The sequence below is a fragment of the Rathayibacter sp. AY1H3 genome (assembly GCF_002932015.1).
Genome location: NZ_PSUU01000005.1, coordinates 1 through 20,333, shown reverse-complemented (window position 1 = coordinate 20,333; position 20,333 = coordinate 1). Strand labels below are relative to the sequence as shown.

Genomic DNA, 20,333 nt, shown 5'->3' with positions numbered 1-20,333 from the left:
CACCTACCCTGAGGGGATGAGCGAGCAGCCCGAGACCGTCGACCCGCAGGCCGCTCCCGAGGCGGAGGGGCGTCCGGAGGGCGGGGCGGACGCGGCGGCTGTCGACGCGTCGGCCGGATCGGGCGCGGTCGGCGCCGGAGCCGGAACCGAGTCGGACGACACCGACGGCGACTCCGAGGACGGCGACTCCGACGACCTCGACTCCGAGGACAGCGACGCCGGGGACAGCGATGTCGACGCCGCCGACTCCGACGAGGCCGACTCCGACGCCGAGGAAGCCGTCCCCGCCGGCCCCGTGCTCGCCGTCGCCCTCGTGCCCGGCGTCACCCCCACCAAGTGGACCCGCGTCTGGGGCCAGCGCCGCTCCGATCTCCCGCTGCGCATCACCGTCGTCGCCGAGCGCGATCAGGAGCAGGCGCTGCTCGACGGCCGCGCGCAGCTGTCGTTCGTCCGCGGCGACGTCTCCTCCTCCGCCCTCAGCTCCATCCACCTCTACGACGAGCAGCCCGTCGCCGTCGTCGGCCGCGAGCACGTCCTGGCCGCCGCGGAGGAGCTCGACGTCGCCGAGCTCGCCGGCGAGCATCTCCTCCAGGATCCGGAGGACGTGCCGGAGTGGGCCGCGGTCGCCGAGGAGCTCGCGGACGGCTCGCGGCGCCCGCTGCCGCGCATGGCCGGCCTCGACGACGCGGTCGAGCAGGTCGCGGCCGGAGTGGGCGTGCTGATCGTGCCGCAGTCGGTGGCGCGCGTGCACAGCCGCAAGGACGTCACCGCGGTGCCGGTGACCGGCGTCGCTCCCTCCTCCGTCCGCCTCGCCTGGGTGACGGACGACAAGGGCGACGACGTCGAGGACTTCATCGGAGTCGTCCGCGGCCGCAGCGCGAACACCACGCGCGGAACCGCCGCGACGCCGAAGGTCGAGTCGCGGGCGAAGGCCGCCAAGGCGAAGGCGCGGGAGGCGCGCGAGAAGGCGGAGAGGGCCGGCGGCGGCAAGAAGAAGCCGGCCCGCGCCAAGGCGTCCGCGCCGGCGGTGCGGCGCACCCGCAAGCCCCGCGGCCGCTGACCGTGGCCGACGACGCCGGCTGGTCGCTCCGCCCCGCCACCGCGGAGGACGCCGCAGCGATCGCCGAGCTGCGCGCGGTCGTCATGCGCCCGTCGCTCGAGACGCTCGACCGCTACGACGAGCACCGCGTGCGGCACCGCTTCCTCGACGGCTACCGGCCCGAGCTCACCCGGGTGATCGAGCTCGACGGCGCCTTCGCCGGGAGCATCGCCGCGCGGGTCGAGCCGGACGCGGTCTGGATCGAGCACTTCTACCTGGCGCCGCACGCACAGGGACGCGGAGTCGGCGGCGCCGTCCTGCGTCGGGTGATGGCGGAGGAGGCGCGGCCGGGTCTGCCCTTCCGGCTCGACGTGCTGAAGCGCAGCGACGCCCGCCGCCTCTACGAGCGGCACGGCTTCCTGTTCGAGCGTGCTCTGGAGTGGGACGACATCCTCGTCGCGCCGCCTGTCTCCTGACCCCTGATCGGGGAGGACGACGGGGCGCGGGCCGCCGCTAGCATGAGCGCGATCCCCTCCGCCGGGTCGGCCGCAGGGCGACCTCCTCCTGGAAGCAGGCACTCCGCCGTGTCCCCGCTCGTTCTGAGGTCCGCCGCCTCCGCGGTCCTCGTCGCCGCCCTGGCGATCACCTCCAGCCCGCTCGCCTCCGCCGCATCGGCGGCCGCGCCGTCGGCCGCCCCCGTCGCCGCATTCGGCGCCGCCTCCGACGCGCCCCGCTCGATCGTGCTCCCCGAGGGGCAGCCTCTCTGGCAGCCCAGCGCCGAGTCCCCCCTGCCCGCCGTGCCGGACGAGGCGCCGAGCGCCGCCCGTGCGAGCGCTGCGGCGTCGATCAGCGGCCGTGTCGTGGTCGAGGAGGCCGACGGCTCGATCGCGACCACCACTCCCCGCGGCGCCCTCCTGAACGTCGAGGTCTGGTCGAGCGAGGCGGGGCTCCTCGGGAACCACTCCGTCGCCGGCGACCTCACCTTCAGCATCGACGGGCTCACCGCCGGGCAGACCTACTACCTGCTGATCAAGGACAACGCCGACCTGTACGCCGACCTCTGGTCCGGCGGCAGCGCCGTCGCCCGCAGCGCCGAGCCGCTTCAGGCCCCGGCGGCCGGCGTGCAGCTGCGCACCGCACGGCTGGGGTCGCTCGAGGGACGCCTGAGCGGCGTCGCGGGCGACCAGCGCGTCGACATCTGGTACCGCGACCCGGGAACCGACGGCTACTTCCGCACCGGCGAGCTCGACCTGATCACGGGCGGCGACAACCCGTACTCGTTCCAGCAGGTCGTCCCCGGCGACTACCTCGTCCGGGCGTCGAGCCGCGACGACGTGATCGACGACAGCTACTGGGACCACGTCCTCCGCTCGGGCGACGCGGGCGACGTGCGCGTCCCGGTGGGCGGATCGGCCGCCGGGATCGACCTCTCGCTGAGCAGCGACTACCAGCAGTACACCGGCCGCCTCGCCGGATCGGACCGCTACGCGACCTCGGTGGAGGCGACGGGCTACTTCTCCCCGGGCATCCCGGTGCTCTACGTGGCCAGCGGGGCGAACTGGCCGGATGCGCTGAGCGCCGGCCCGGCCGCCGCCGCCCTCGGAGGCGCGCTCCTGCTCACCGATCCCGACCGCCTGCCTCGGGTCGTCTCCGACGAGATCCGCCGCCTCCGCCCGGAGCGGGTCGTGGTCGTCGGCAGCGAGCTGAGCGTGAGCCCCGGGGTCCTGTCCGAGATCCGCTCGATCGTCGGCGGCACCGAGCGCATCGGCGGGACGGACCGCTACGACACCTCCCGCCGGATCGTCGCAGACGCCTTCGGCAGCGGCCCCTACTCGAACATGTTCGTCGCGACCGGCACGAACTTCCCCGACGCCCTGTCGGCCGCGCCGATCGCCGGCTGGCGTGCGCAGCCCGTGCTGCTGGTCGACGGTGCGACCTCGGGCGCCGACTCCGCGACCGCGACCGCGGTGCGCGATCTGGCGCCGGAGCACGTGGAGTTCCTCGGCAGCGACCCCTCGATCCGGGACGCGTACGTGGCGGACTTCGAGCGTCGCGGCCTCGCCCCCTCGGTCTCGAGGATCGCCGGCCGCGACCGCTACGAGACCAGCGTCGAGCTGAACAGCGCCTACCCCCAGTCGCTGCTGCAGGACAGCGTCTTCCTCGCCGCGGGGTCCTCCTTCGCCGACGCCCTCTCGGGAGCGACGACGGCGGCGGCCCTGGGCTCGTCCGTGCTGCTGACCGAGCGCGACTGCGTGCACGACTCGACGCTGCGCTTCCTGGCCTCCAACTCGAAGAACTACGCGTTCCTGCTCGGCGGGGAGCCGACGCTCACCGAGGACGTGGCGAACCTCCGCAACTGCGAGTACGACTTCTGACGACGCGTGCTCCCGGGGTCCGGGGCTAGGGTGCGAGCATGCCCACGAGCGATGAGACCTGGACCCTGGCCGAGCACGACGTACCGGTGTACCGCAGCGGTGAGGGCGGCCGCGCGCTGATCCTGATCCACGAGGTCTGGGGGGTCGACGGGCACATCCGCTCGGTCGCCGACCGCTACGCGGCCGAGGGCTACAGCGTCGTCGCCCCCGAGCTCCTGGCCGACAGCGGCCTGCTCGAGCAGCTCGACGAGGAGCAGCGCGCCGACTACGACCACCCGGTGCGGCGCCTGCCGCGCCAGGTCGAGCTGCGCACCTTCTTCGCCCCCGTCTTCACTCCGGAGCACGCGACGCGCACCGTCGCGATCCTCCGCGCCCTCGTCGAGCGGCTCCTGCGCCAGGAGGGCGCGACCAGCGTCTCCGTCACCGGGTTCTGCTACGGCGGCACCTTCTCGTGGGCGCTCGCGCTGGCCGAGCCGCGGCTGGCGGCGGCCCTGCCGTTCTACGGGCACGTCACCGCGTCCGCCGAGGAGCTCGGCGCGCTGCAGGTGCCGGTGCTGGCGTTCCTGGGCGATCAGGACGCTCCCCTCGTCGAGCAGGTGCCGCGCATCCGCGAGGCGACCGAGGGCAAGGACGTCGAGGTCGTCGTCTACCCGGGAGCGGGCCACGCCTTCTTCAACGACGCGAACGAGCAGACCTACCAGGCCGAGGCGGCGACCGACGCCTGGCCGCGGGCGCTCGCGTTCCTCGGAGCGCACGCGGGCTGAGCGGGCTGTGCGGGATCAGCGGGTGAGGATCCACGCCACCAGGTAGCTGCGCGAGTCGGCGCTGTCGATCGAGGAGTCCGGCAGGCGCTCCGCCCGCGCGAGAGCCGCGGCCGGGTCGCTGGTCGCCTGCAGCATCAGCACGTAGTCGGCGAGCGGCGCGCCTGGGGCTCCGGCCACGAGCTCGTCGACCCGCGAGGGGTCGGGGAGGAACGCGGTCGACGGCGGCATCGGGATCAGCTCGATCCCCAGCAGCGCCGAGGGTGTCGCGTCGAAGAAGGTGGCATAGTCGCGCTTGCCGCCCCAGTTGATCGCGACGAACGGCGCTTCGAAGCCGACCGGCGTCTCCGGGCTCAGCCAGAGGTCTGCGGCCGCCTGCGTCTCGAGGGAGAGCAGCCAGCGCGCCTCCTCGAGCAGCGGCGCGTTCCCGGAGGCGGCGGCCCAGAGGGCGAGGCCGTTCCAGGCGTTGACCGCCTCGGACACCGACTCCTGGTCGTTGCCGTCCCGGGCCGGCGCGAGCCCCGAGGCCCAGGAGTGGCCGCGGTACGCGTCGAACACGCGCAGCCGCGGGAACTCGGCGGTGTCGACGGGAGAGGCGAGATCCAGGGCGAGCAGGTCCGCGACGGTCCGGTACCGCTCGAGGAGGGACGGGTCCTCGGCGGCCAGCATCCCGACGGCGGAGAGCAGGTAGCCGTAGTGGAAGTGGTGGTCGTTGAACGCGTCGGACCCGAACGACGGCGCGGAGCCGACGACGCCTCCGAGCACGGGGTCGTAGACGACGCACTTCACGGCGCCCGGTGCGCAGCCGCGCGGGTCGAGCCACTGGTCGAGCTCGGCGGCGATCCGGTCGTGCAGGTCGGCCGCCACCTCCTCCAGGCCGAGGTCGACGGCGAGACGGTGCAGAGCAGCGGCGCGGTAGAGCTCCTTGCCGGCTCCGTAGGTGTCGGGCGCGGCGAAGCGGGTGGCCGCGGCGTCGAGTGGCACCTGCGTCCGGAGCGTCGTCTTCTCCTCGGCCGTGAGGGAGCCGAGATCGAGCGCCCCCGACTCGACGATAGTGGGGGCGGCGCGGGAGAACGACGTTCCCGCACGGAGCCCCACCCGGCCGTAGAGCGTGTCGTAGCCGATCGCCCCCTCGGCCCCGAGGCCGAAGAACGTCTCGGCGCCGCCCTCGGTCCGCAGCGCGTAGGTCGTGGTGGTGGTGCTCGCCGTGACGTCGTGGGAGACGCTCGCGCCCTCGAGGGGCACTGCACGACGCCGAAGCTCGTCGATCCGCGCCCTGCTCGCTCCCGGAGGCACCGCGAAGAGGAGCAGCGTGCCGTCCAGCGTCATCCGGGGGAACGTATCGAGGGCGGCGGCGGGCGCCACCAGCCCGTACCGCTGTCCGCCCGCGGTGACCAGGAGCAGGCCGCCGGCCGCGCGCTCGGGAGCGGTGGCGCCTCCGATCAGCACCGTCTGGGCGCTCTCGGTCCGGTAGGAGGCGTAGGGCCAGCCCTCGGCTGCGACGAGCTCACCGGCACCCGCAAGGCTCCAGTGCGCGACGAGGTCGTCGAACGCGGAGAGCGCCACCGCGCTCGAGGGGACCGTCACGGTGAGATCGTCCCGGGCGAGGGCGTAGACGGTCCGCGGAGCCGCCTCCACGATCGGGAGGCCCACGGTGAAGCCGTCGGCGCGCGGCGTGACGGTGAGGATCCCTGAGTAGAGCGGGAGATCCTCCCCGAACACCGGTCCGGACACCCACGAGTTCGTCGGCGGCCGCACCCCTTCGGCAAGCCGCGCCGTCCCCGCGTAGGGGCCGGGGACCTGCGGCAGCTCCCGCGCGTGCACGGACGCTGCCACGGCCCAGTCGGACGCGGAGCCGTCGGACGTGCATCCGGTGAGGCCTGCGATCGCGAGGGCGAGAGCGAGGGCCGCCCCCGCCCCGCGCCTCACCGCGCGAATCCGCCCGGCGTGAAGAGCCTGCCGAGCTGGGCGACCAGCCAGCCGCCGAAGCCGTCGCCGTCGTCGCGGAGCCGCACCTCCGCCGCGACGGGAGCTCCGACCACGGTGTAGTCCTGCGTCGTGATCTCGTCGGTGCGCGCGCGGATGACGGTCGTCGCCCGCCCCTCGTGGAACCGCTCCACCTCGACGTCGTAGATCTCGGCGTCGACGGTCGTCCCGTCCGGCATCGCCACGGCGACGGTGCCGCCGATCGGGACCCGCGAGTAGTCCCGGGCGCCGAGCACGAACTCGCTCTCGAGGTGGATCGAGTCCGAGATCGCGACGACCGCGATCATCTGGTCCTCCTCGACGAAGGAGCCGATCTCGGCGTCGACCGATGTGACCACGCCGTCCAGCGCCGCCGTGAAGACCATCAGGCCGCCCTCCTCGATCCGGTAGCCGACATCGGCGCTGGTGAACGTCTTCGTCTGCATGTCGGACTCGAGGACGGTGCTCTGCAGGCTGAAGAGCACGTCGCCCTTCTCCACCGCGTCGCCGCGGGAGATCGTGAGGTCCTGGATCGTGCCCGCGTAGGGCGTCCCCAGCGAGTACTCGTCGGTGACGAGCTGAGCGCTCGCCGCCCGCACGGTGAGCGAGGAGTTGTTCGCGTAGACCAGGCCGGCGGCGGCGACGCCGAGCGCGAGGGCGCACGAGGCGAGGAAGCCGAGCCAGCGCAGCGCGGTCATGCCGCACCGACGGCGAGTCCGTGGCGTCCCGCGGCGGCGGGGCCGCTCGGAGCGACCACCTCGGCCCGGGCGGCGCGCTTCAGGAGGACGTGCTCGCGCGCCGCGATCACCGCGAACGCTCCGAGCGTGAGGGTGTTCAGGACGTTCCAGGCGAGCGCCACCGAGTACTCCGCGGTCCACTCCGCCTTGAGGAAGCCGACGACGGAGGTCGCGGCCAGGAACACCAGGAAGACCATCTGCACCTTGATGAAGTTGAAGGGCGAGGCGGCCTGCCCGGTCGCGCCCGTCGAGGTCCAGGCCGGCTTCCGGCCCGCGAGAGCGAGGAAGAACGCCTTCGTGTACATCGGGAAGGTGACGGTCGACAGCAGCAGCGTCTCCCACCGGAACGAGCCGATGATGAACAGCGCGAGCCCGATCTGCAGCACGTAGAACCCGCAGTAGAAGAGGATCCACTCGACGAGCGGCACCTCCAGGCTGACCGGCGTGATGTTCAGGTAGATCTGCAGCGGGGGCAGCACGATCAGGCCCAGCGGCACGATCCCGGTGAAGTAGAACGTGACGGTCATGAAGTACTGCACGCGCTGGTCGGTCGTGAGCCGGCGCTTCGGCGAGAACGGGTTGTGCTTGAGCAGGATCTCGAACCCGCCGACGGCCCAGCGGACCTGCTGGCGGACGAAGGCCTCGATCGTCTCGGGCGTGCGCCCGACCGCGAGGGTCATCGGCACGAAGATCGAGCGCCAGCCGCGCTCGTGCACGAAGATCGACGTCCAGATGTCCTCGGACTGCGAGCCCTCGTACATCCCGCCGATGTCGTCGAGGGCCTTGCGGCGGAAGACGGCGTTGGTGCCCACGCAGAAGGCGGAGTTGTACTTGTTCTTGCCCGGCTGGGTGAGGGCGTAGAAGACGATCTGCATGTAGGCGGAGCCGCGCGAGATGAAGTTGTGCGCGTTCCCGTAGACCTGCGGGGCCTGCACGAAGGCGACGTCGTCGTGGGCGAAGAAGGGGAGAGTCTCCTCCAGGAACTCCGGCACGGTCACGAAGTCGGCGTCGATCATCACGGCGAAGTCCGAGTCGGTCAGACGGAGCGCGTGGTTCACGTTGCCGGCCTTGGCACCCGCGCGGTCCTCGCGCACCACGTAGCGGACGCCCAGGCGCCCGGCGATCGCGGCGACCTGCGGGTCGTCCCCGTCGTCGAGGAGCCACGTCACGTGGGTGCCGCGCATGTCGCGGGCCGCACGGGCCGTCTCCTCGATGATCGCGGGGTCCTCCCTGTAGGTCGTGATGAAGACGTCGACGGTGATGCGGCGGCGGCCGAGGTAGAGGTCCTCGCCGATCGGGATGCCGTCGACCGGGCTCCCGTAGAGCGTCGCTCGAGCGGAGTGGAAGGCGGAGTCGCGCGGGTCGTAGGTGCTCGACAGGGCGGTCCACATCGTGAGCGCGGCCTGGCCGATCAGGTACAGCTCGCAGATGATGACGATGGCGAACGGGAGGGGGTCGCCGATGTTGCGCGGGTTGAGCAGGAAGGCGCCGTAGAGCAGAGCGCCGGCGCCGGAGAGGAGCACGATCATGATGAGCGAGGGCGACTGCTGCTTGGCGCGGCTGGTGACGGCACGGGGGCTGGCGACGCGTTGCTGGCGCGTCAGGAGCGGGCGGATCTCGGGTGGAGCGGGAGGACCAGGGCGGGCGGGGGTGCTGGGGTTCACGGGTGAGCTCTTCGGGTAGGTGGAAGCGGGGGCCCGGAGCGTCGTCGGTCGGGGGTGCCGGACGGCGCGCCGGAGGAGCGCCTGTGCGCGCGTTCGGCTCAGGTCGCTGATGCGCCGCGGTCCGTCGGGTACGGCGCGGGCGTCGGGGCCGCGGTCCCGTCGGGTACGGGGTCGCGGTGCGGAGGCCGCCCGTCATCGGGGATGTCGGCGGCGGTCCCCATGTTCGACCTGGGAGAGTGCCGGGACAAGAGCCGGAAGAGGACGTGTCCGCTAGCGGACACCCCGTTCCGACACTGCGGCTCCGCGGCGCTGAGCTCGCCGACGGCCGGCTTCAGCGCGGTCGGACCGGCAGCCAGCCCCGCCGGGCCGCGAGCACGCCCGCCTGGAAGCGGCTCTCGGCGCCGAGCAGCTCGAAGAGACCGGCGATGTGCCGACGGCAGGTGCGCACGCTGAGGTCCAGCCGTGCCGCGAGCGCCTCGTCGGTGAGCCCGGCGGCGAGGCCCTGCAGGATCGACCGCTGCACCGCGGAGAGGGAGGGCTCCTCCTCGGCACCTGCCGCGTGCAGGGGCGCTGCGAACTCCCACGCCGCGTCGAACACGCGCGCCAGGGTCGCCGCGAGCTCGGGGGAGCGGACGACCAGGGCGGCGCGGTCGTCCTCGTCGCGGGAGCGGGCGACGATCGCGAGGGAGCGGTCGAAGACCACCAGCCGGAAGGGCAGCGTCGGGAGGGTCCGGAACCGCGCGCCCAGCGGCTCGAGCTCCGCGACCGAGCGCCGGAGAGCCGCGTTGTCGCGGCGGCGGTCGTGGTACAGCGTCCGCCTCGCGATGCCGCGCCCGAGCAGCTCGCGGTCGACGGCGTCGCTCGCCTCGTGCCGCTCCACGCTGCTGGTGCCGGGAGCGGCGATCAGCACCTCCTCCGAGGCTCCGCGCTGCAGGTCGAGGAGCAGCCGGAGGACGGTCGCCGGGTCCTCGATCACCTCCACCTGCTCCGCGGCGGCGAGGGCGCTGCGGGCGCTCCGGTAGGCGGGGACGAGGGCCATCAGCTCGCTGCGGCGGCGGGTGATCCCGGTCTGCAGCTCAAGGAGGCGCCGCTCGTCGTCGGCGATCAGCTCGGCCAGGGCGATGTCCGGCGCGGCCGTGGCGAGCGACTCCGCCCCCGCGTGCAGCGGAGCGAGCAGCCGGAGCCCGATCAGCTCGTCGCGCGCCTCGCGGAGGCCGTCGACGGTGACGCCGAGCTCGTCCGACGCGCTCTCGAGCGACCAGTCTCCGCGCACGGACGCGTGCAGGTACAGCGCGATCGCGTTCTCGCTCAGCACCGGCGGCCCCCCGTTCTCCCGACCCTCCCGAGTGTAGGAGGCGCGCACTCAGCGCCGCCGCGCGAGAACCGCGACGACGGCGAGCTCACCGGCGAGGACCAGCGCCACCGCTCCGAACACGGCCGGGCCGACCAGCGCGGCGAGCGGAGTGAGACCGGCGTTCGCGAGGAGGGGGGCGAGGAGACCGATCACGACGCCGGTGCGGCGGGCGGGGGGCTGCCGGCGGGCGACGGCGACGACGCTCAGCGAGGTCGCGGCGGCGGCCGCGAGCACGAGCACGAGGACAGCCGCGGGGTGCGGCTCCCCGAGCAGGAGCAGCGCGGCCAGCGCGGCCCAGGCGAGGGCGCCTCCGGCGGCGACGGGGCCGAGGTGCGGGGTGGCGGCGGGTGCAGTGGCGGTCATGGTGCGTCCTCTCGTCGTGTTCCTCAGAGCCTCGCGGAGGCCCGTCGGCGGCACCAGATCAGCATCCGGGCACGGCAGCATCCGGACATGCGGCGGACCCCCGGCTCCGCGCGGGGCGGAGGGTCGGGGGCCCACGGGACGTCCGGACAGGCTCCGGCCGTGGCAGCATCCGGTCAGCCGGCCTCGCGCAGCCTCCCGCCGGCGAGGTGGAGGCTGCGCTGCGCACGGCGCGACAGCGGAGTGGTGGGTGTCGTCAGCTCCTGCTCCCCGGGCGCCCGCTCTTCCCGGGGCGGTGCCCGCGGTCGTAGGCTCGCGCTCATCCGCAACGGGAGGGGCCGACGATGACCGCCACGAGAGAGACGTCCGCCCCGCCCGAGCTCAAGCGGGTGCTCGGCCCCAAGCTGCTGCTGCTGTTCGTGGTCGGCGACATCCTCGGGACCGGGATCTACGCCCTCACCGGGCAGGTCGCGGCCGAGGTGGGCGGGGCCGCGTGGCTCCCCTTCGTGATCGCGTTCGTCGTCGCCACGCTCACCGCCTGCTCCTACCTGGAGCTGGTGACGAAGTACCCGCAGGCGGCGGGCGCCGCGCTCTACGCGCACAAGGCGTTCGGGATCCACTTCGTCACGTTCCTCGTCTGCTTCACCGTGATGGCGAGCGGGATCACCTCGGCCTCCGCCGCCTCGGGCGCCTTCGCGAGCAACTTCGCGATCGGCTTCGGGCTCGGGGACGGCGCGGGGACGCGGCTGAGCATCGCGCTGGTGTTCATGGTCTGCATCGCCCTGGTGAACCTGCGCGGTGTCGCCGAGAGCGTCGGGCTGAACGTGGTGCTCACCCTGATCGAGCTCTCGGGCCTGCTGCTGGTGATCTTCGTGTGCTTCTTCGCGGTGTTCGGCGGGCAGGCCGACTTCTCGCGGGTGGTCGCGTTCGAGGCGCCGGAGGACAAGTCGCTGCTGCTCGCGGTGAGCACCGCGACCTCGCTGGCGTTCTTCGCGATGGTCGGATTCGAGGACTCCGTGAACATGGCGGAGGAGACGAAGGAGCCCAGCCGCATCTTCCCGCGCGTGATGCTCACGGGTCTCGGCATCACCGCCGTGGTCTACGTGCTCGTATCCACGCTCGCCGTCGCGATCGTCCCCGTGGGGGAGCTGGCCGGCAACGACACTCCGCTCGTCACGGTCGTCGAGGCCGCGGCGCCCGACTTCCCGATCTCGACGCTCCTGCCCTTCATCTCGCTCTTCGCCGTGGCCAACAGCGCGCTGATCAACATGATGATGGCCAGCCGCCTGCTCTACGGGATGAGCCGCCAGGGCGTGCTGCCGCCGTTCCTGCAGAACGTGCTGCGCGGACGGCGCACGCCGTGGGCCGCGATCCTCTTCACGACGGTGATCGCCCTGCTCCTCACCGCCTACGTGTCGCGCGACCCCTCCGACCCCATCGCGGTGCTCCTGGGCGGGACCACGTCGCTCCTCCTGCTGGCGGTCTTCGCCGTCGTCAACGTCTCCGTGCTGGTGCTGCGGCGGCAGCCGGTCGAGCACCGTCACTTCCGGACCCCCACCGTGCTGCCGGTGCTGGGCACGATCGCCTGCGTCTACCTGGTGCTGCCGATCACCTCGGGACGCGACACCGCCCAGTACGGCATCGCGGGGGTGCTGCTCGTGATCGGCGTCCTGCTCTGGGTGGCGACCTTCATCGACCGGCGGGTCCGCGGCTATGCGCGCACCGCGGCGATCGCTCCGGAGGAGCTCGACGCCGATCCCGCGGAGGACGCATCGGGAGCGCACAGCGACGGCATCGGCCGGTCATAGCCGATCCATAGGGAACTCCCGATACTGGAGTCATGAGCACCCCGGCCCCCTCGAAGCACCTCGCCCCCGCGCAGCGCACCCGCCTGAAGCGGGCCGACGGGACGCCGATCCGCGTCCTCGTCGTCGACGACGAGAGCACCCTCACCGACCTGCTCCAGATGGCGCTGCGCTACGAGGGCTGGGAGGTGCGCACCGCCGCCGAGGGCCGCGCCGCGATCACGATCACCCGCGAGTTCCGACCGGACGTGATCGTGCTCGACGTGATGCTCCCCGACATCGACGGCCTCCAGGTCCTGCAGCGGGTCCGCGCGGACGGCAGCGAGACCCCGGTCCTCTTCCTCACCGCGAAGGACGCGCTCGACGACCGGATCGCCGGGCTCACCGCCGGCGGCGACGACTACGTCACCAAGCCCTTCTCCCTCGAGGAGCTGGTCGCCCGGATGCGCGGCCTCATCCGCCGCAGCACCCTGCTCGCCAACGACGCGGACGACCCCGAGGTCGTCGTGGGGGACCTGGTGCTGAACGAGGACAGCCACGAGGTCCGCCGGGGCGGCGACGAGATCGAGCTGACCGCCACCGAGTTCGAGCTGCTGCGCTTCCTGATGCGCAATCCGCGCCGCGTGCTCAGCAAGGCCCAGATCCTCGACCGGGTCTGGTCGTACGACTTCGGCGGCAAGTCGAGCGTGGTCGAGATCTATATCTCGTACCTGCGCAAGAAGATCGACGCCGGCCGCTCGCCGATGATCCACACCGTGCGCGGCGCCGGCTACCTCCTGAAGCCCGCCGACCAGTGAGCCGCACCGGCCGCCCGTCGCTCGGCGACTTCGCGACCCGCTCTGCCCTCCGCGGCTCCCGCCGCGGACGGCGCGCGCCGTGGACTCTGCGGCGGCGGATGGTCGTCGCCGTGGTCGCGCTCGTCGCGGTGACGGCGGGCGTCGTGGGAGCGGTCAGCGTGCTCTCCGCCCGCTCGATCCTCTACGGCAGCACGGACGCGTCGCTCAGCCAGTCGGTCACGCGCCTCCAGGACTTCGACGGGCCGAGCCGCTTCGGCGGGTCGAGCGCGATCGAGCAGGCCACGACCTGCCCGAGCGGATCCTTCGGCGGCGGCCCGAGCCAGAACCTCAGCACCATCACCGCCGTCCAGGGCTCGGACGGCTCCTTCATCGGCGCCTACGTCGACGCCGACGGGGTCTGCCGGCAGTTCTCGGACCCGGCCGACTCGGTGCTCGCGGCGGCCGTCGCCGCAGGGGGCGAGGAGGCGACCATCGAGCTGCCCGGGAGCCTCGGGACCTACCGCGTGCGCGCGGCGGCGGTCGAGGGCTCCGTCGTCGTCGTCGGCGTCCCCCTGGGCGAGGTCGCCGAGACGCTCGCCTCCCTCACCTGGGTGGTCGTCGTGGTGGTGCTGCTGGCGATGCTGCTGGTCGCCCTCGTCGCCACCGCGATCATCCGCGTGGCCCTGCGGCCCCTGGAGCGGGTGGAGGCGACGGCGACCCGCGTGGCCGAGCTGCCGCTGGACCGCGGCGCCGTCGAGCTGGTCGAGCGGGTCCCGGAGGAGGACGCCGACACCCGCACCGAGGTCGGCCGCGTCGGCGCCGCCTTCAACCGCATGCTCGACCACGTCACCGGTGCTCTGGAGTCGCGGCAGGCGAGCGAGGACAAGGTGCGGCAGTTCGTCGCCGACGCCTCGCACGAGCTGCGGACCCCCCTCGCGGCGATCCGCGGCTACGCGGAGCTGCCCCGGCGCGGCGGGACCGAGCTGCCGGAGTCGGCCGCCTACTCCCTCGATCGGATCGAGTCCGCCGCCACCCGGATGACCTCGCTGGTCGAGGACCTCCTCCTGCTCGCCCGCCTCGACGAGGGCCGCGACCTCGAGAAGGAGCCCGTCGACCTGACGCTGCTCGTGATCGAGGCGCTCTCGGACGCGCACGCCGCGGGCCCCGACCACGAGTGGGACCTCGAGCTCCCCGAGGAGCCGATCGAGATCCGCGGCGACGGCTTCCGGCTGCACCAGGTGGTCGCCAATCTGCTGCGGAACGCGACCGTGCACACGCCCCCCGGCACCCGGGTCGTGGCGGCGCTCGCCGAGGAGGTGTCGGAGGGGCGGCCGATCGCGGTCGTGACGGTCACCGATTCCGGCCCGGGCATCGCGCCGGAGCTGGTGCCGGTGCTGTTCGAGCGCTTCGCCCGCGGCGACTCCTCCCGAGCGCGCACGACCGGATCGACGGGGCTGGGCCTGGCGATCGTGGCGGCGGTCGTCGACGCCCACGGCGGGCGCGTCCTCGTCGCGTCCGAGCAGGGGCGCACGAGCTTCCGCGTCGAGCTGCCGGCGGGCTGAGGGCCGGGGCGGCGGTCTCCCGCCGCCCGCCCTACACCGAGACGCCCAGCCGGCGGCGCGCGTCGTCGAGGGTCCGCACCACGGCGACCACCTCGTCGAGCGGGTGCAGCGGCGACTCGGTGCGCCCCTCCGTCACGTACTGCGCGACGTGCAGCGCCTCCCAGGCGAGGCCCTCGCCGCCCTGGAGCGGCGTCTCGTCGATCCACGACCCGCTCTCGGAGCCGCGGGTGAGCGTCACGCCGCCCGGCGTCCAGAACGACGGGTGCACGTCGATCCGCCCCGCCCGCCCCGCGACGCTCGCCGCGTGGCGGGTGTCGGCCAGCACGGTCGAGGTGGCCACCGACTGCACCCCGTGCGCGTGGCTGCCGACGATCGTCGCGGTCGCGTCGACGCCGGTCGAGGTCATGCTGCCGGCGACGACGGTGCTCTGCGGGGTGCCCGCCACCATCGAGACGAAGGAGGAGGCGTAGACGCCGACGTCCAGCAGGCCGCCGCCCGCGAGCGCCGGGTCGAAGATGCGGCTGGAGGGGTCGAAGTCGAAGGCGGCGCCGAAGTCGGCCGAGACGACGGCGGGCGCGCCGACCGCCCCGTCGGCGAGCAGCTGCCGCACGACGTCCATGTGCGGCAGGTAGCGCATCCACATCGCCTCCATCGCGAAGACTCCGGCGTCGCGCGCGGCGTGCACGATCATCTCGGCCTCGCCCGGGGTCGGCGCGAACGGCTTCTCGACCAGGATGTGCTTGCCCGCGGCGATGGCGAGCAGCGCCTGGCGGGCGTGCTCCGAGTGCGGCGAGGCGATGTAGACCACGTCGACCTCAGGATCCTCGACCACGGCCTCGTAGCCGGCCGAGGCCCGCTCGATCCCGAACCGGCTCGCGAACCGCTCCGCGCGCTCCAGCGAGCGGGAGCCCACCGAGACCACGCGCTGCCGGGTGTGCTTCTGCAGCGCCTCGACGAACGAGCCGGCGATCGAGCCGGGCGCGATCACCCCCCAGCGCAGGACGGGGGAGTCGAGGAGGGAGGGGAGTCGGGGCTCGGGGAGCGTCAGTGCCATGCGTCCACGCTAGGGCCCCGTGCCCGGCGGGGGCGAGGGGGTGCGCGGCGGTCCCCTAGGGTGTGACGGCACGCGCAGTCGCGGGCGGAGGAGGACGTCATGCCCGAGTGGTACACCCTGGGCGTCGTCGCCCTCGTGATCGTCGTGGTGGTCGTCGCGATCGTGCGCTTCCGGTTCAACCCGGTGCTGGCGCTGGCCGTCGGAGCCGCCGCGATCGGCCTGCTCACCGGGCTCGGCCCCGTCGACACCGTCTCCACGATGACCACCGGCTTCGGCGAGGTGATGATGGAGGCGGGCCTCCTGATCGGCTGGGGCGTGCTCATCGGCGCGATGCTCAACGAGATGGGCGCCGTCGTCCGGCTCGTCGAGGGCCTGCTGCGCGTCTTCGGCCGCCGCGGGATCCCCTACGCGCTGGGCCTCTCCTTCGCCACTTACCTGCAGACGATCTTCGTCGACGCGCTGATCGTGATCGCGGCCCCGCTCGCGCGCCGGATCGCGCCGCGGCTGGGGCGCGCCGGCACCGGCATCGTCGCCGTGACCTTCGCCGTCGGGCTCGAGACGGGCATCGTGATGATGGTGCCCGGCTTCGCCGCGGTCGCGCTCGCGGGGCTGCTCGGAGTGCCGCTGGGCGTGATGATGCTCGGCGGATTCGCGGTGGTGGCGCCGACGGTCGTGGTCACGATCCTGCTGATGTCGCTCGCGTTCCGCCTCGGCTTCTGGGACCCGGCGCGCGACGAGCAGCTGGTCGTGCGCGACGACACGACCGGGCTCGCGACGGTGGGGGCGTCGCCCGCCGCGGACGGCGGACGGCTGCCGTCGTTCGGAGCGCGGGGGAGCGGCGGGGCGTCCTCGAGCGGAGCCGGAGCGGCATCGGGCGGCTCGTCCGGCTCGTCCGTCGAGGACGCGGCGGGTCCCGCCGGAGCGCAGGACGCCCACGCCGCCCGCGAGCGCCCGCTCCTGCTCCTCTTCGCGCCCATGCTCCTCGCCCTCCTGCTCATCGCCGCGCAGGCGGTGCTCACCGTCTCCGGGGTCGAGCTGCCGGTGCTGCAGTTCCTCGGGAACCCCGTCATCGCGCTCCTCCTCGCCGTGATCGGCACCGGAGTGGTCGGCCGGTCCACCGTGGGAACCGCGCGGATGGAGAAGGCGGTCGCCAAGGGCTTCCAGGACGGTGGGCAGATCTTCCTGCTCACCGGCGTCGGCGGGGCGCTCGCCGCGGTGATCGCGCAGGGCGACCTCGGCGAGATCCTGAAGGGCTACTTCTCGACCTCGGCGACCGCGCCGCTGCTGCTCGTCTGGGTGATGGCGGCCGTGCTGCACATCGCGGTCGGCTCGGTCACCCTCTCGGCGATCACGGCGGCCGGAGTCGTCGCGCCGGTCGCCGCGACACTCGGCCTCGACCCGCTGCTGATCGCACTCGCCGCGGGCTCCGGCGCGCTGTTCTGCATCCACGTCACCTCGAACACCTTCTGGCTGCTGCAGAGCTTCCTCGGCCAGTCGGTCCGCGGCGCCCTCAAGTCCGTGACCGTCGGCGTCTCCCTCGCCTCCGTCCTCGCGCTCGGCGCCACGCTCGTCCTCTCCCTCTTCCTCTGACCGGGCCCTCCCTCCTCCTTCCGCCGGATGCCACTCGGGTACTCGAGTCGCCGGGCCAGGCGTACCGAAGAGGCATCTCGCGGAGCTGACCCGGCCGACACGTGACGGAAACATGGAGCCTCTATCTTCCTGAGAGGGTTCACATCCGATTCGGAGATCCAGACGCCGACGGGGGCCCGATCCGTTCCGTCACGCCTCGACAAGGGAAGAACTCCGCTTGAGATCTCGAACCGCCCTCGCCTCCGGATGCGCCGCGCTCGCGCTCGCCGCCGGCGGCCTCCTGGTCGCCCCGCCGGCGACCGCCACGACCGCAGCACCCGCCGACTACACCCGCGTGGACATCGTGCGTCCGCCGTCCGCTCCGATCGCGGTGCCGACCAGCTACCCGCAGCAGACCCCGCTGACCGAGGTGCCCGTCGACCCGACCGACGCCTCGCTCCTGCGCGGAGTCACCCCCTACGACGCCATCGCGCCTCAGCTGAACGCGCTCGCCGCCCGCTCCGACCGGGTCTCGACCCAGGTGGTCGGGAAGTCCGGCCTCGGCCGCGACATCTACCTGGTCACCGTCACCGCCCCCGAGACCGAGGCCGAGACGGCTCAGCAGGCCGAGTGGCGCGACCGGCTCAAGTATGAGCCCGCCGCCGCGGCCGCCGACGCCGAGCTGCTGGACGGCTACAAGGTGCCGGTCTGGTTCAACGGCAACATCCACGGCAACGAGTGGGAGGGCAGCGACGCGATCCTCGAGTACATCGAGGGCGTCGCCACCGCCGAGGACGCGGAGACCGAGGCGCTGCTCGAGGGCAACCGCCTCTACTTCACCGTCACCAACAACCCCGACGGCCGCGCCCTCGGCCAGCGCGCCGTCGCCGCGGGCTACGACCCGAACCGCGACATGATCACCGGAGCCACCAGCGAGGCGGCCGTGATCCGCGACCTCTCGAGCGTCCTCCAGCCCACGTACTTCATCGACATCCACGGCTACACCGGGATCCTCCAGGTCGAGCCCTGCGGCCCGCCGCACGGCGAGAACTACGAGTACGACCTCTTCCTCCCGCACGCGTACGCGACCGCGCTGGAGATCGAGCGCCGCGTCGTCGAGGCCGACGTGCCCGGCAACACCTACCTCGCCGAGGACGGCAGCGCCACGACGGACAACACCGGGAAGATCCTCATCCCCTACCGCGACATCCGCGCGGGCTGGGACGACTGGCCCCCCATCTTCGCCCCGCAGTACGTCGCCTTCCAGGGCGCGATCACCAACACGGTGGAGCTTCCGCTCGGCCGCACGGCCAACAGCACTCCGGAGGAGATCGCCCAGGGCCAGGCCAACGCGGACATCGACGTCGAGGTCGCCGGGATCGTCATGGACGCCTCCGTCGACTACATCGAGGCCAACCGCGACGCGCTCCTGAGCAACCAGGTCGCCATCTTCGAGCGCGGCGTCACCGGCGCCCCCGCCATCGAGATCCCCGCCGACGTCTCCGCGGCCGACCTGCCCGCGGGCGTGCCGACCGAGTGGACCGAGATCTGGGACGAGACCGACGTCTACACGACCGAGTACCCGCGCGCCTACGTCATCCCCGTCGACGGCACGCAGCGCTCCGTCTCGGACGCAGAGACCCTCGTCGCGCAGCTGCTCGCCCACGGCGTCGAGGTGTCGCGGACCACGGCCGCCACGAGCGTCGGAGGAGTCTCCTACCCCGCGGGCACCTACCTGGTCGACATGCACCAGTCGGTCCGCGGCCTCGCCAACGTCCTCCTCGCCGACGGCAGCGACATCTCGAGCCGCGTGCCCGAGATGTACGACGTCTCGGCCTGGAGCCTCTCGCTCCTCTGGGGCGCCGACGTGCAGGCGATCGGCTCCACCACCGACGCCCTCCCGGCCGTCGGCCTGGAGCCGGTGACCGCCGTGGCTCCGGTCGGCTCCGTCCCGGCAGGCGCCGACTACCTCGCCTTCGAGCCGCGCGGCGTCCTGGAGTACCAGGCCGTCAACGCGCTGCTGGCCGACGGCGTCGCTCTCGAGCAGTTCGAGGACGGCACCATCGCCCTGCGTGCCGACGCCGCCGGGCTCGCGGCCGCCGAGGGAGCCGCCGCCGTCTTCGGCGTCGACTTCACGGCGACCACCGCCGACCGCGTGCGCGCCGAGGACGGGAAGGCGCTCGACGCCCTCCGCGTCGCCTACTCCGGCACGAACGAGGACCGCGACGCGCTGGCCAAGCTCGGCTTCGCCGATGCGGTCGCCGTCGACGCGGCCGCGCTCACCGCGGGCACCGCGACCCTCGAGGGTGCCGACGTGCTCTACGTAGGACGCGCCCTCTCCTTCACCCCGGAGCAGGCCGCGGGCCGCACCGTGGTCGAGGAGTTCCTCGCGGCGGGCGGCGACGTCGTCGGCCGCGGTGGCGCTGGAGCGGCCTTCGTGTCCGACTTCGGCCTGGCCGAGCTGACCGCGCAGACCGGCACCAGCGGCTCCAACGGCATCGTCTCGGTCGAGACGCCCGCCGGCGGAGTCCTGGGCGACTACCCGCAGGACACCGCGTTCGTCTCGCCGGCACTGTGGTTCGCCGGGTTCGACGAGTCGGTCGCGGTCGAGCAGAGCTACTCGGAGGACGGCACGTTCGTCGCCGGGCACTGGGTCGACTCCGAGGGTCAGTCCCGGAGCGACGCGGCCGGGCAGGCCTCGGCCGTCTCGTTCTCGACGGAGTCGGGCACCGAGGGCTTCCTCTTCGGCACCTCGCCGGTGTTCCGCAACCACCCGGTCGGAGCGTTCAGCGACGTCGCCCGGGCGCTGCTCGCCGTGGCGCCGGAGGGCGCCGCCGTCGAGCTGCCGGGGACCCCGGAGCCCACGCCGACGCCGGAGCCGACCGGCTCGCCGGAGCCGACCGCGACTCCCGAGCCCACGGCGACGCCCGAGCCGACGGCGACGCCCGAGCCCACCGCGACGCCCGAGCCGACCGTGAGCCCCGAGCCCACGTCGACCCCCGAGCCCACGTCGACCCCGGAGCCCACGCCGACCCCGGAGCCCACCGTCGTGCCGACGGCCGGACCGACCGCCACGGCCGCGCCGATCACCGCACCGACCGGCCCCGGCGGCCTCCCCTCCACCGGAGTGGAGACCGGCTCCTGGCTGCTGCTCTCGGGAGGTGCTGTCGCCCTCGGCCTCGGCTCGCTCCTGATCGCCCGCAGCCGTCGCCGCGAGGACCGGGTAGGGCTTCTCGGGCACGCCCTCTGCGGGCCGCACGTCGACGTGGGCGACGTCGTAGGCGTGCTCGAACAGCCAGTCGGCCATCGCGT

At 73.3% G+C, this 20,333-nt stretch carries 15 protein-coding genes; 9 read left to right on the top strand and 6 right to left on the bottom strand.

Going from position 1 to position 20,333, the window contains the following annotated elements:
• Positions 1 to 16 precede the first annotated feature (16 nt).
• The 4 genes from C5C33_RS03570 to C5C33_RS03555 all read left to right on the top strand — a co-directional run bounded on the left by C5C33_RS03570 (position 17) and on the right by C5C33_RS03555 (position 4,178).
• Positions 17 to 1,060, top strand: coding sequence for a LysR substrate-binding domain-containing protein (locus C5C33_RS03570; RefSeq protein ID WP_104260441.1), 1,044 nt, complete (start codon positions 17 to 19; stop codon positions 1,058 to 1,060).
• Positions 1,061 to 1,062: 2 nt separating this feature from the next.
• Entirely contained in the window at positions 1,063 to 1,515 is a 453-nt protein-coding gene (locus tag C5C33_RS03565) for a GNAT family N-acetyltransferase (protein ID WP_258063585.1), read from the top strand.
• A 108-nt stretch (positions 1,516 to 1,623) separates the two neighbouring features.
• A complete protein-coding gene (locus C5C33_RS03560) occupies positions 1,624 to 3,414 on the top strand; it encodes a cell wall-binding repeat-containing protein (protein WP_104260440.1) in 1,791 nt (596 codons plus the stop codon).
• Between the two features lie 38 nt (positions 3,415 to 3,452).
• On the top strand, positions 3,453 to 4,178 hold the full coding sequence (locus C5C33_RS03555; RefSeq protein ID WP_104260439.1) for a dienelactone hydrolase family protein: 726 nt from the start codon (positions 3,453 to 3,455) through the stop codon (positions 4,176 to 4,178).
• Positions 4,179 to 4,193: 15 nt separating this feature from the next.
• On the opposite strand, the gene C5C33_RS03550 is transcribed toward C5C33_RS03555, so the two are convergent.
• The 5 genes from C5C33_RS03550 to C5C33_RS03530 form a co-directional block, all read right to left on the bottom strand.
• Positions 4,194 to 6,104: a glycosyl hydrolase gene (locus tag C5C33_RS03550; protein WP_104260438.1), complete on the bottom strand. Its 1,911-nt coding sequence runs from the start codon at positions 6,102 to 6,104 to the stop codon at positions 4,194 to 4,196.
• The gene (locus C5C33_RS18360; RefSeq protein ID WP_104247768.1) at positions 6,101 to 6,838 is read right to left on the bottom strand and encodes a biotin/lipoyl-binding protein; all 738 of its coding nucleotides are present in this window, start codon (positions 6,836 to 6,838) and stop codon (positions 6,101 to 6,103) included. The genes C5C33_RS03550 and C5C33_RS18360 overlap by 4 nt, the downstream gene beginning before the upstream one ends.
• On the bottom strand, positions 6,835 to 8,541 hold the full coding sequence (locus C5C33_RS03540) for a glycosyltransferase family 2 protein (RefSeq protein WP_104260437.1): 1,707 nt from the start codon (positions 8,539 to 8,541) through the stop codon (positions 6,835 to 6,837). Before C5C33_RS03540 ends, C5C33_RS18360 begins: the two co-directional genes overlap by 4 nt.
• Positions 8,542 to 8,872: 331 nt before the next feature.
• Complete coding sequence (locus C5C33_RS03535) at positions 8,873 to 9,856, bottom strand: LuxR C-terminal-related transcriptional regulator (RefSeq protein ID WP_104247766.1); 984 nt, start codon at positions 9,854 to 9,856, stop codon at positions 8,873 to 8,875.
• A 48-nt stretch (positions 9,857 to 9,904) separates the two neighbouring features.
• Positions 9,905 to 10,258 (bottom strand): hypothetical protein, encoded by a 354-nt coding sequence (locus C5C33_RS03530; RefSeq protein ID WP_104247765.1) that lies wholly within the window; start codon positions 10,256 to 10,258, stop codon positions 9,905 to 9,907.
• A 341-nt stretch (positions 10,259 to 10,599) separates the two neighbouring features.
• On the opposite strand from C5C33_RS03530, the gene C5C33_RS03525 reads away from it, so the two are divergent.
• The 3 genes from C5C33_RS03525 to C5C33_RS03515 are packed head-to-tail and all read left to right on the top strand — an operon-like array spanning position 10,600 to position 14,398.
• A complete protein-coding gene (locus C5C33_RS03525) occupies positions 10,600 to 12,063 on the top strand; it encodes an APC family permease (protein WP_104227060.1) in 1,464 nt (487 codons plus the stop codon).
• Between the two features lie 32 nt (positions 12,064 to 12,095).
• Positions 12,096 to 12,857: a response regulator transcription factor gene (locus C5C33_RS03520; RefSeq protein ID WP_104223650.1), complete on the top strand. Its 762-nt coding sequence runs from the start codon at positions 12,096 to 12,098 to the stop codon at positions 12,855 to 12,857.
• Positions 12,854 to 14,398, top strand: a complete 1,545-nt coding sequence (locus tag C5C33_RS03515; protein WP_219814935.1) for a cell wall metabolism sensor histidine kinase WalK — start codon at positions 12,854 to 12,856, stop codon at positions 14,396 to 14,398. The genes C5C33_RS03520 and C5C33_RS03515 overlap by 4 nt, the downstream gene beginning before the upstream one ends.
• A 31-nt stretch (positions 14,399 to 14,429) precedes the next feature.
• On the opposite strand, the gene C5C33_RS03510 is transcribed toward C5C33_RS03515, so the two are convergent.
• Positions 14,430 to 15,452, bottom strand: a complete 1,023-nt coding sequence (locus C5C33_RS03510; protein ID WP_104223651.1) for a Gfo/Idh/MocA family protein — start codon at positions 15,450 to 15,452, stop codon at positions 14,430 to 14,432.
• A gap of 99 nt (positions 15,453 to 15,551) precedes the next feature.
• On the opposite strand from C5C33_RS03510, the gene C5C33_RS03505 reads away from it, so the two are divergent.
• Both C5C33_RS03505 and C5C33_RS03500 read left to right on the top strand, forming a co-directional pair.
• Positions 15,552 to 17,042, top strand: coding sequence for a GntP family permease (locus tag C5C33_RS03505; RefSeq protein WP_104260436.1), 1,491 nt, complete (start codon positions 15,552 to 15,554; stop codon positions 17,040 to 17,042).
• Positions 17,043 to 17,259: 217 nt separating this feature from the next.
• On the top strand, positions 17,260 to 20,333 hold a 3,074-nt coding region (locus C5C33_RS03500), incomplete at its 3' end, for a M14 family metallopeptidase (RefSeq protein ID WP_104260435.1).

Excerpts from the sequence above, each read along its gene's own strand:
- C5C33_RS03570 (WP_104260441.1), top strand. The coding sequence starts at position 17 with ATGAGCGAGCAGCCCGAGACCGTCGACCCGCAGGCCGCTCCCGAGGCG.
- C5C33_RS03555 (WP_104260439.1), top strand. The coding sequence starts at position 3,453 with ATGCCCACGAGCGATGAGACCTGGACCCTGGCCGAGCACGACGTACCG.
- C5C33_RS18360 (WP_104247768.1), bottom strand. The coding sequence starts at position 6,838 with ATGACCGCGCTGCGCTGGCTCGGCTTCCTCGCCTCGTGCGCCCTCGCG.
- C5C33_RS03530 (WP_104247765.1), bottom strand. The coding sequence starts at position 10,258 with ATGACCGCCACTGCACCCGCCGCCACCCCGCACCTCGGCCCCGTCGCC.
- C5C33_RS03525 (WP_104227060.1), top strand. The coding sequence starts at position 10,600 with ATGACCGCCACGAGAGAGACGTCCGCCCCGCCCGAGCTCAAGCGGGTG.
- C5C33_RS03520 (WP_104223650.1), top strand. The coding sequence starts at position 12,096 with ATGAGCACCCCGGCCCCCTCGAAGCACCTCGCCCCCGCGCAGCGCACC.
- C5C33_RS03510 (WP_104223651.1), bottom strand. The coding sequence starts at position 15,452 with ATGGCACTGACGCTCCCCGAGCCCCGACTCCCCTCCCTCCTCGACTCC.
- C5C33_RS03505 (WP_104260436.1), top strand. The coding sequence starts at position 15,552 with ATGCCCGAGTGGTACACCCTGGGCGTCGTCGCCCTCGTGATCGTCGTG.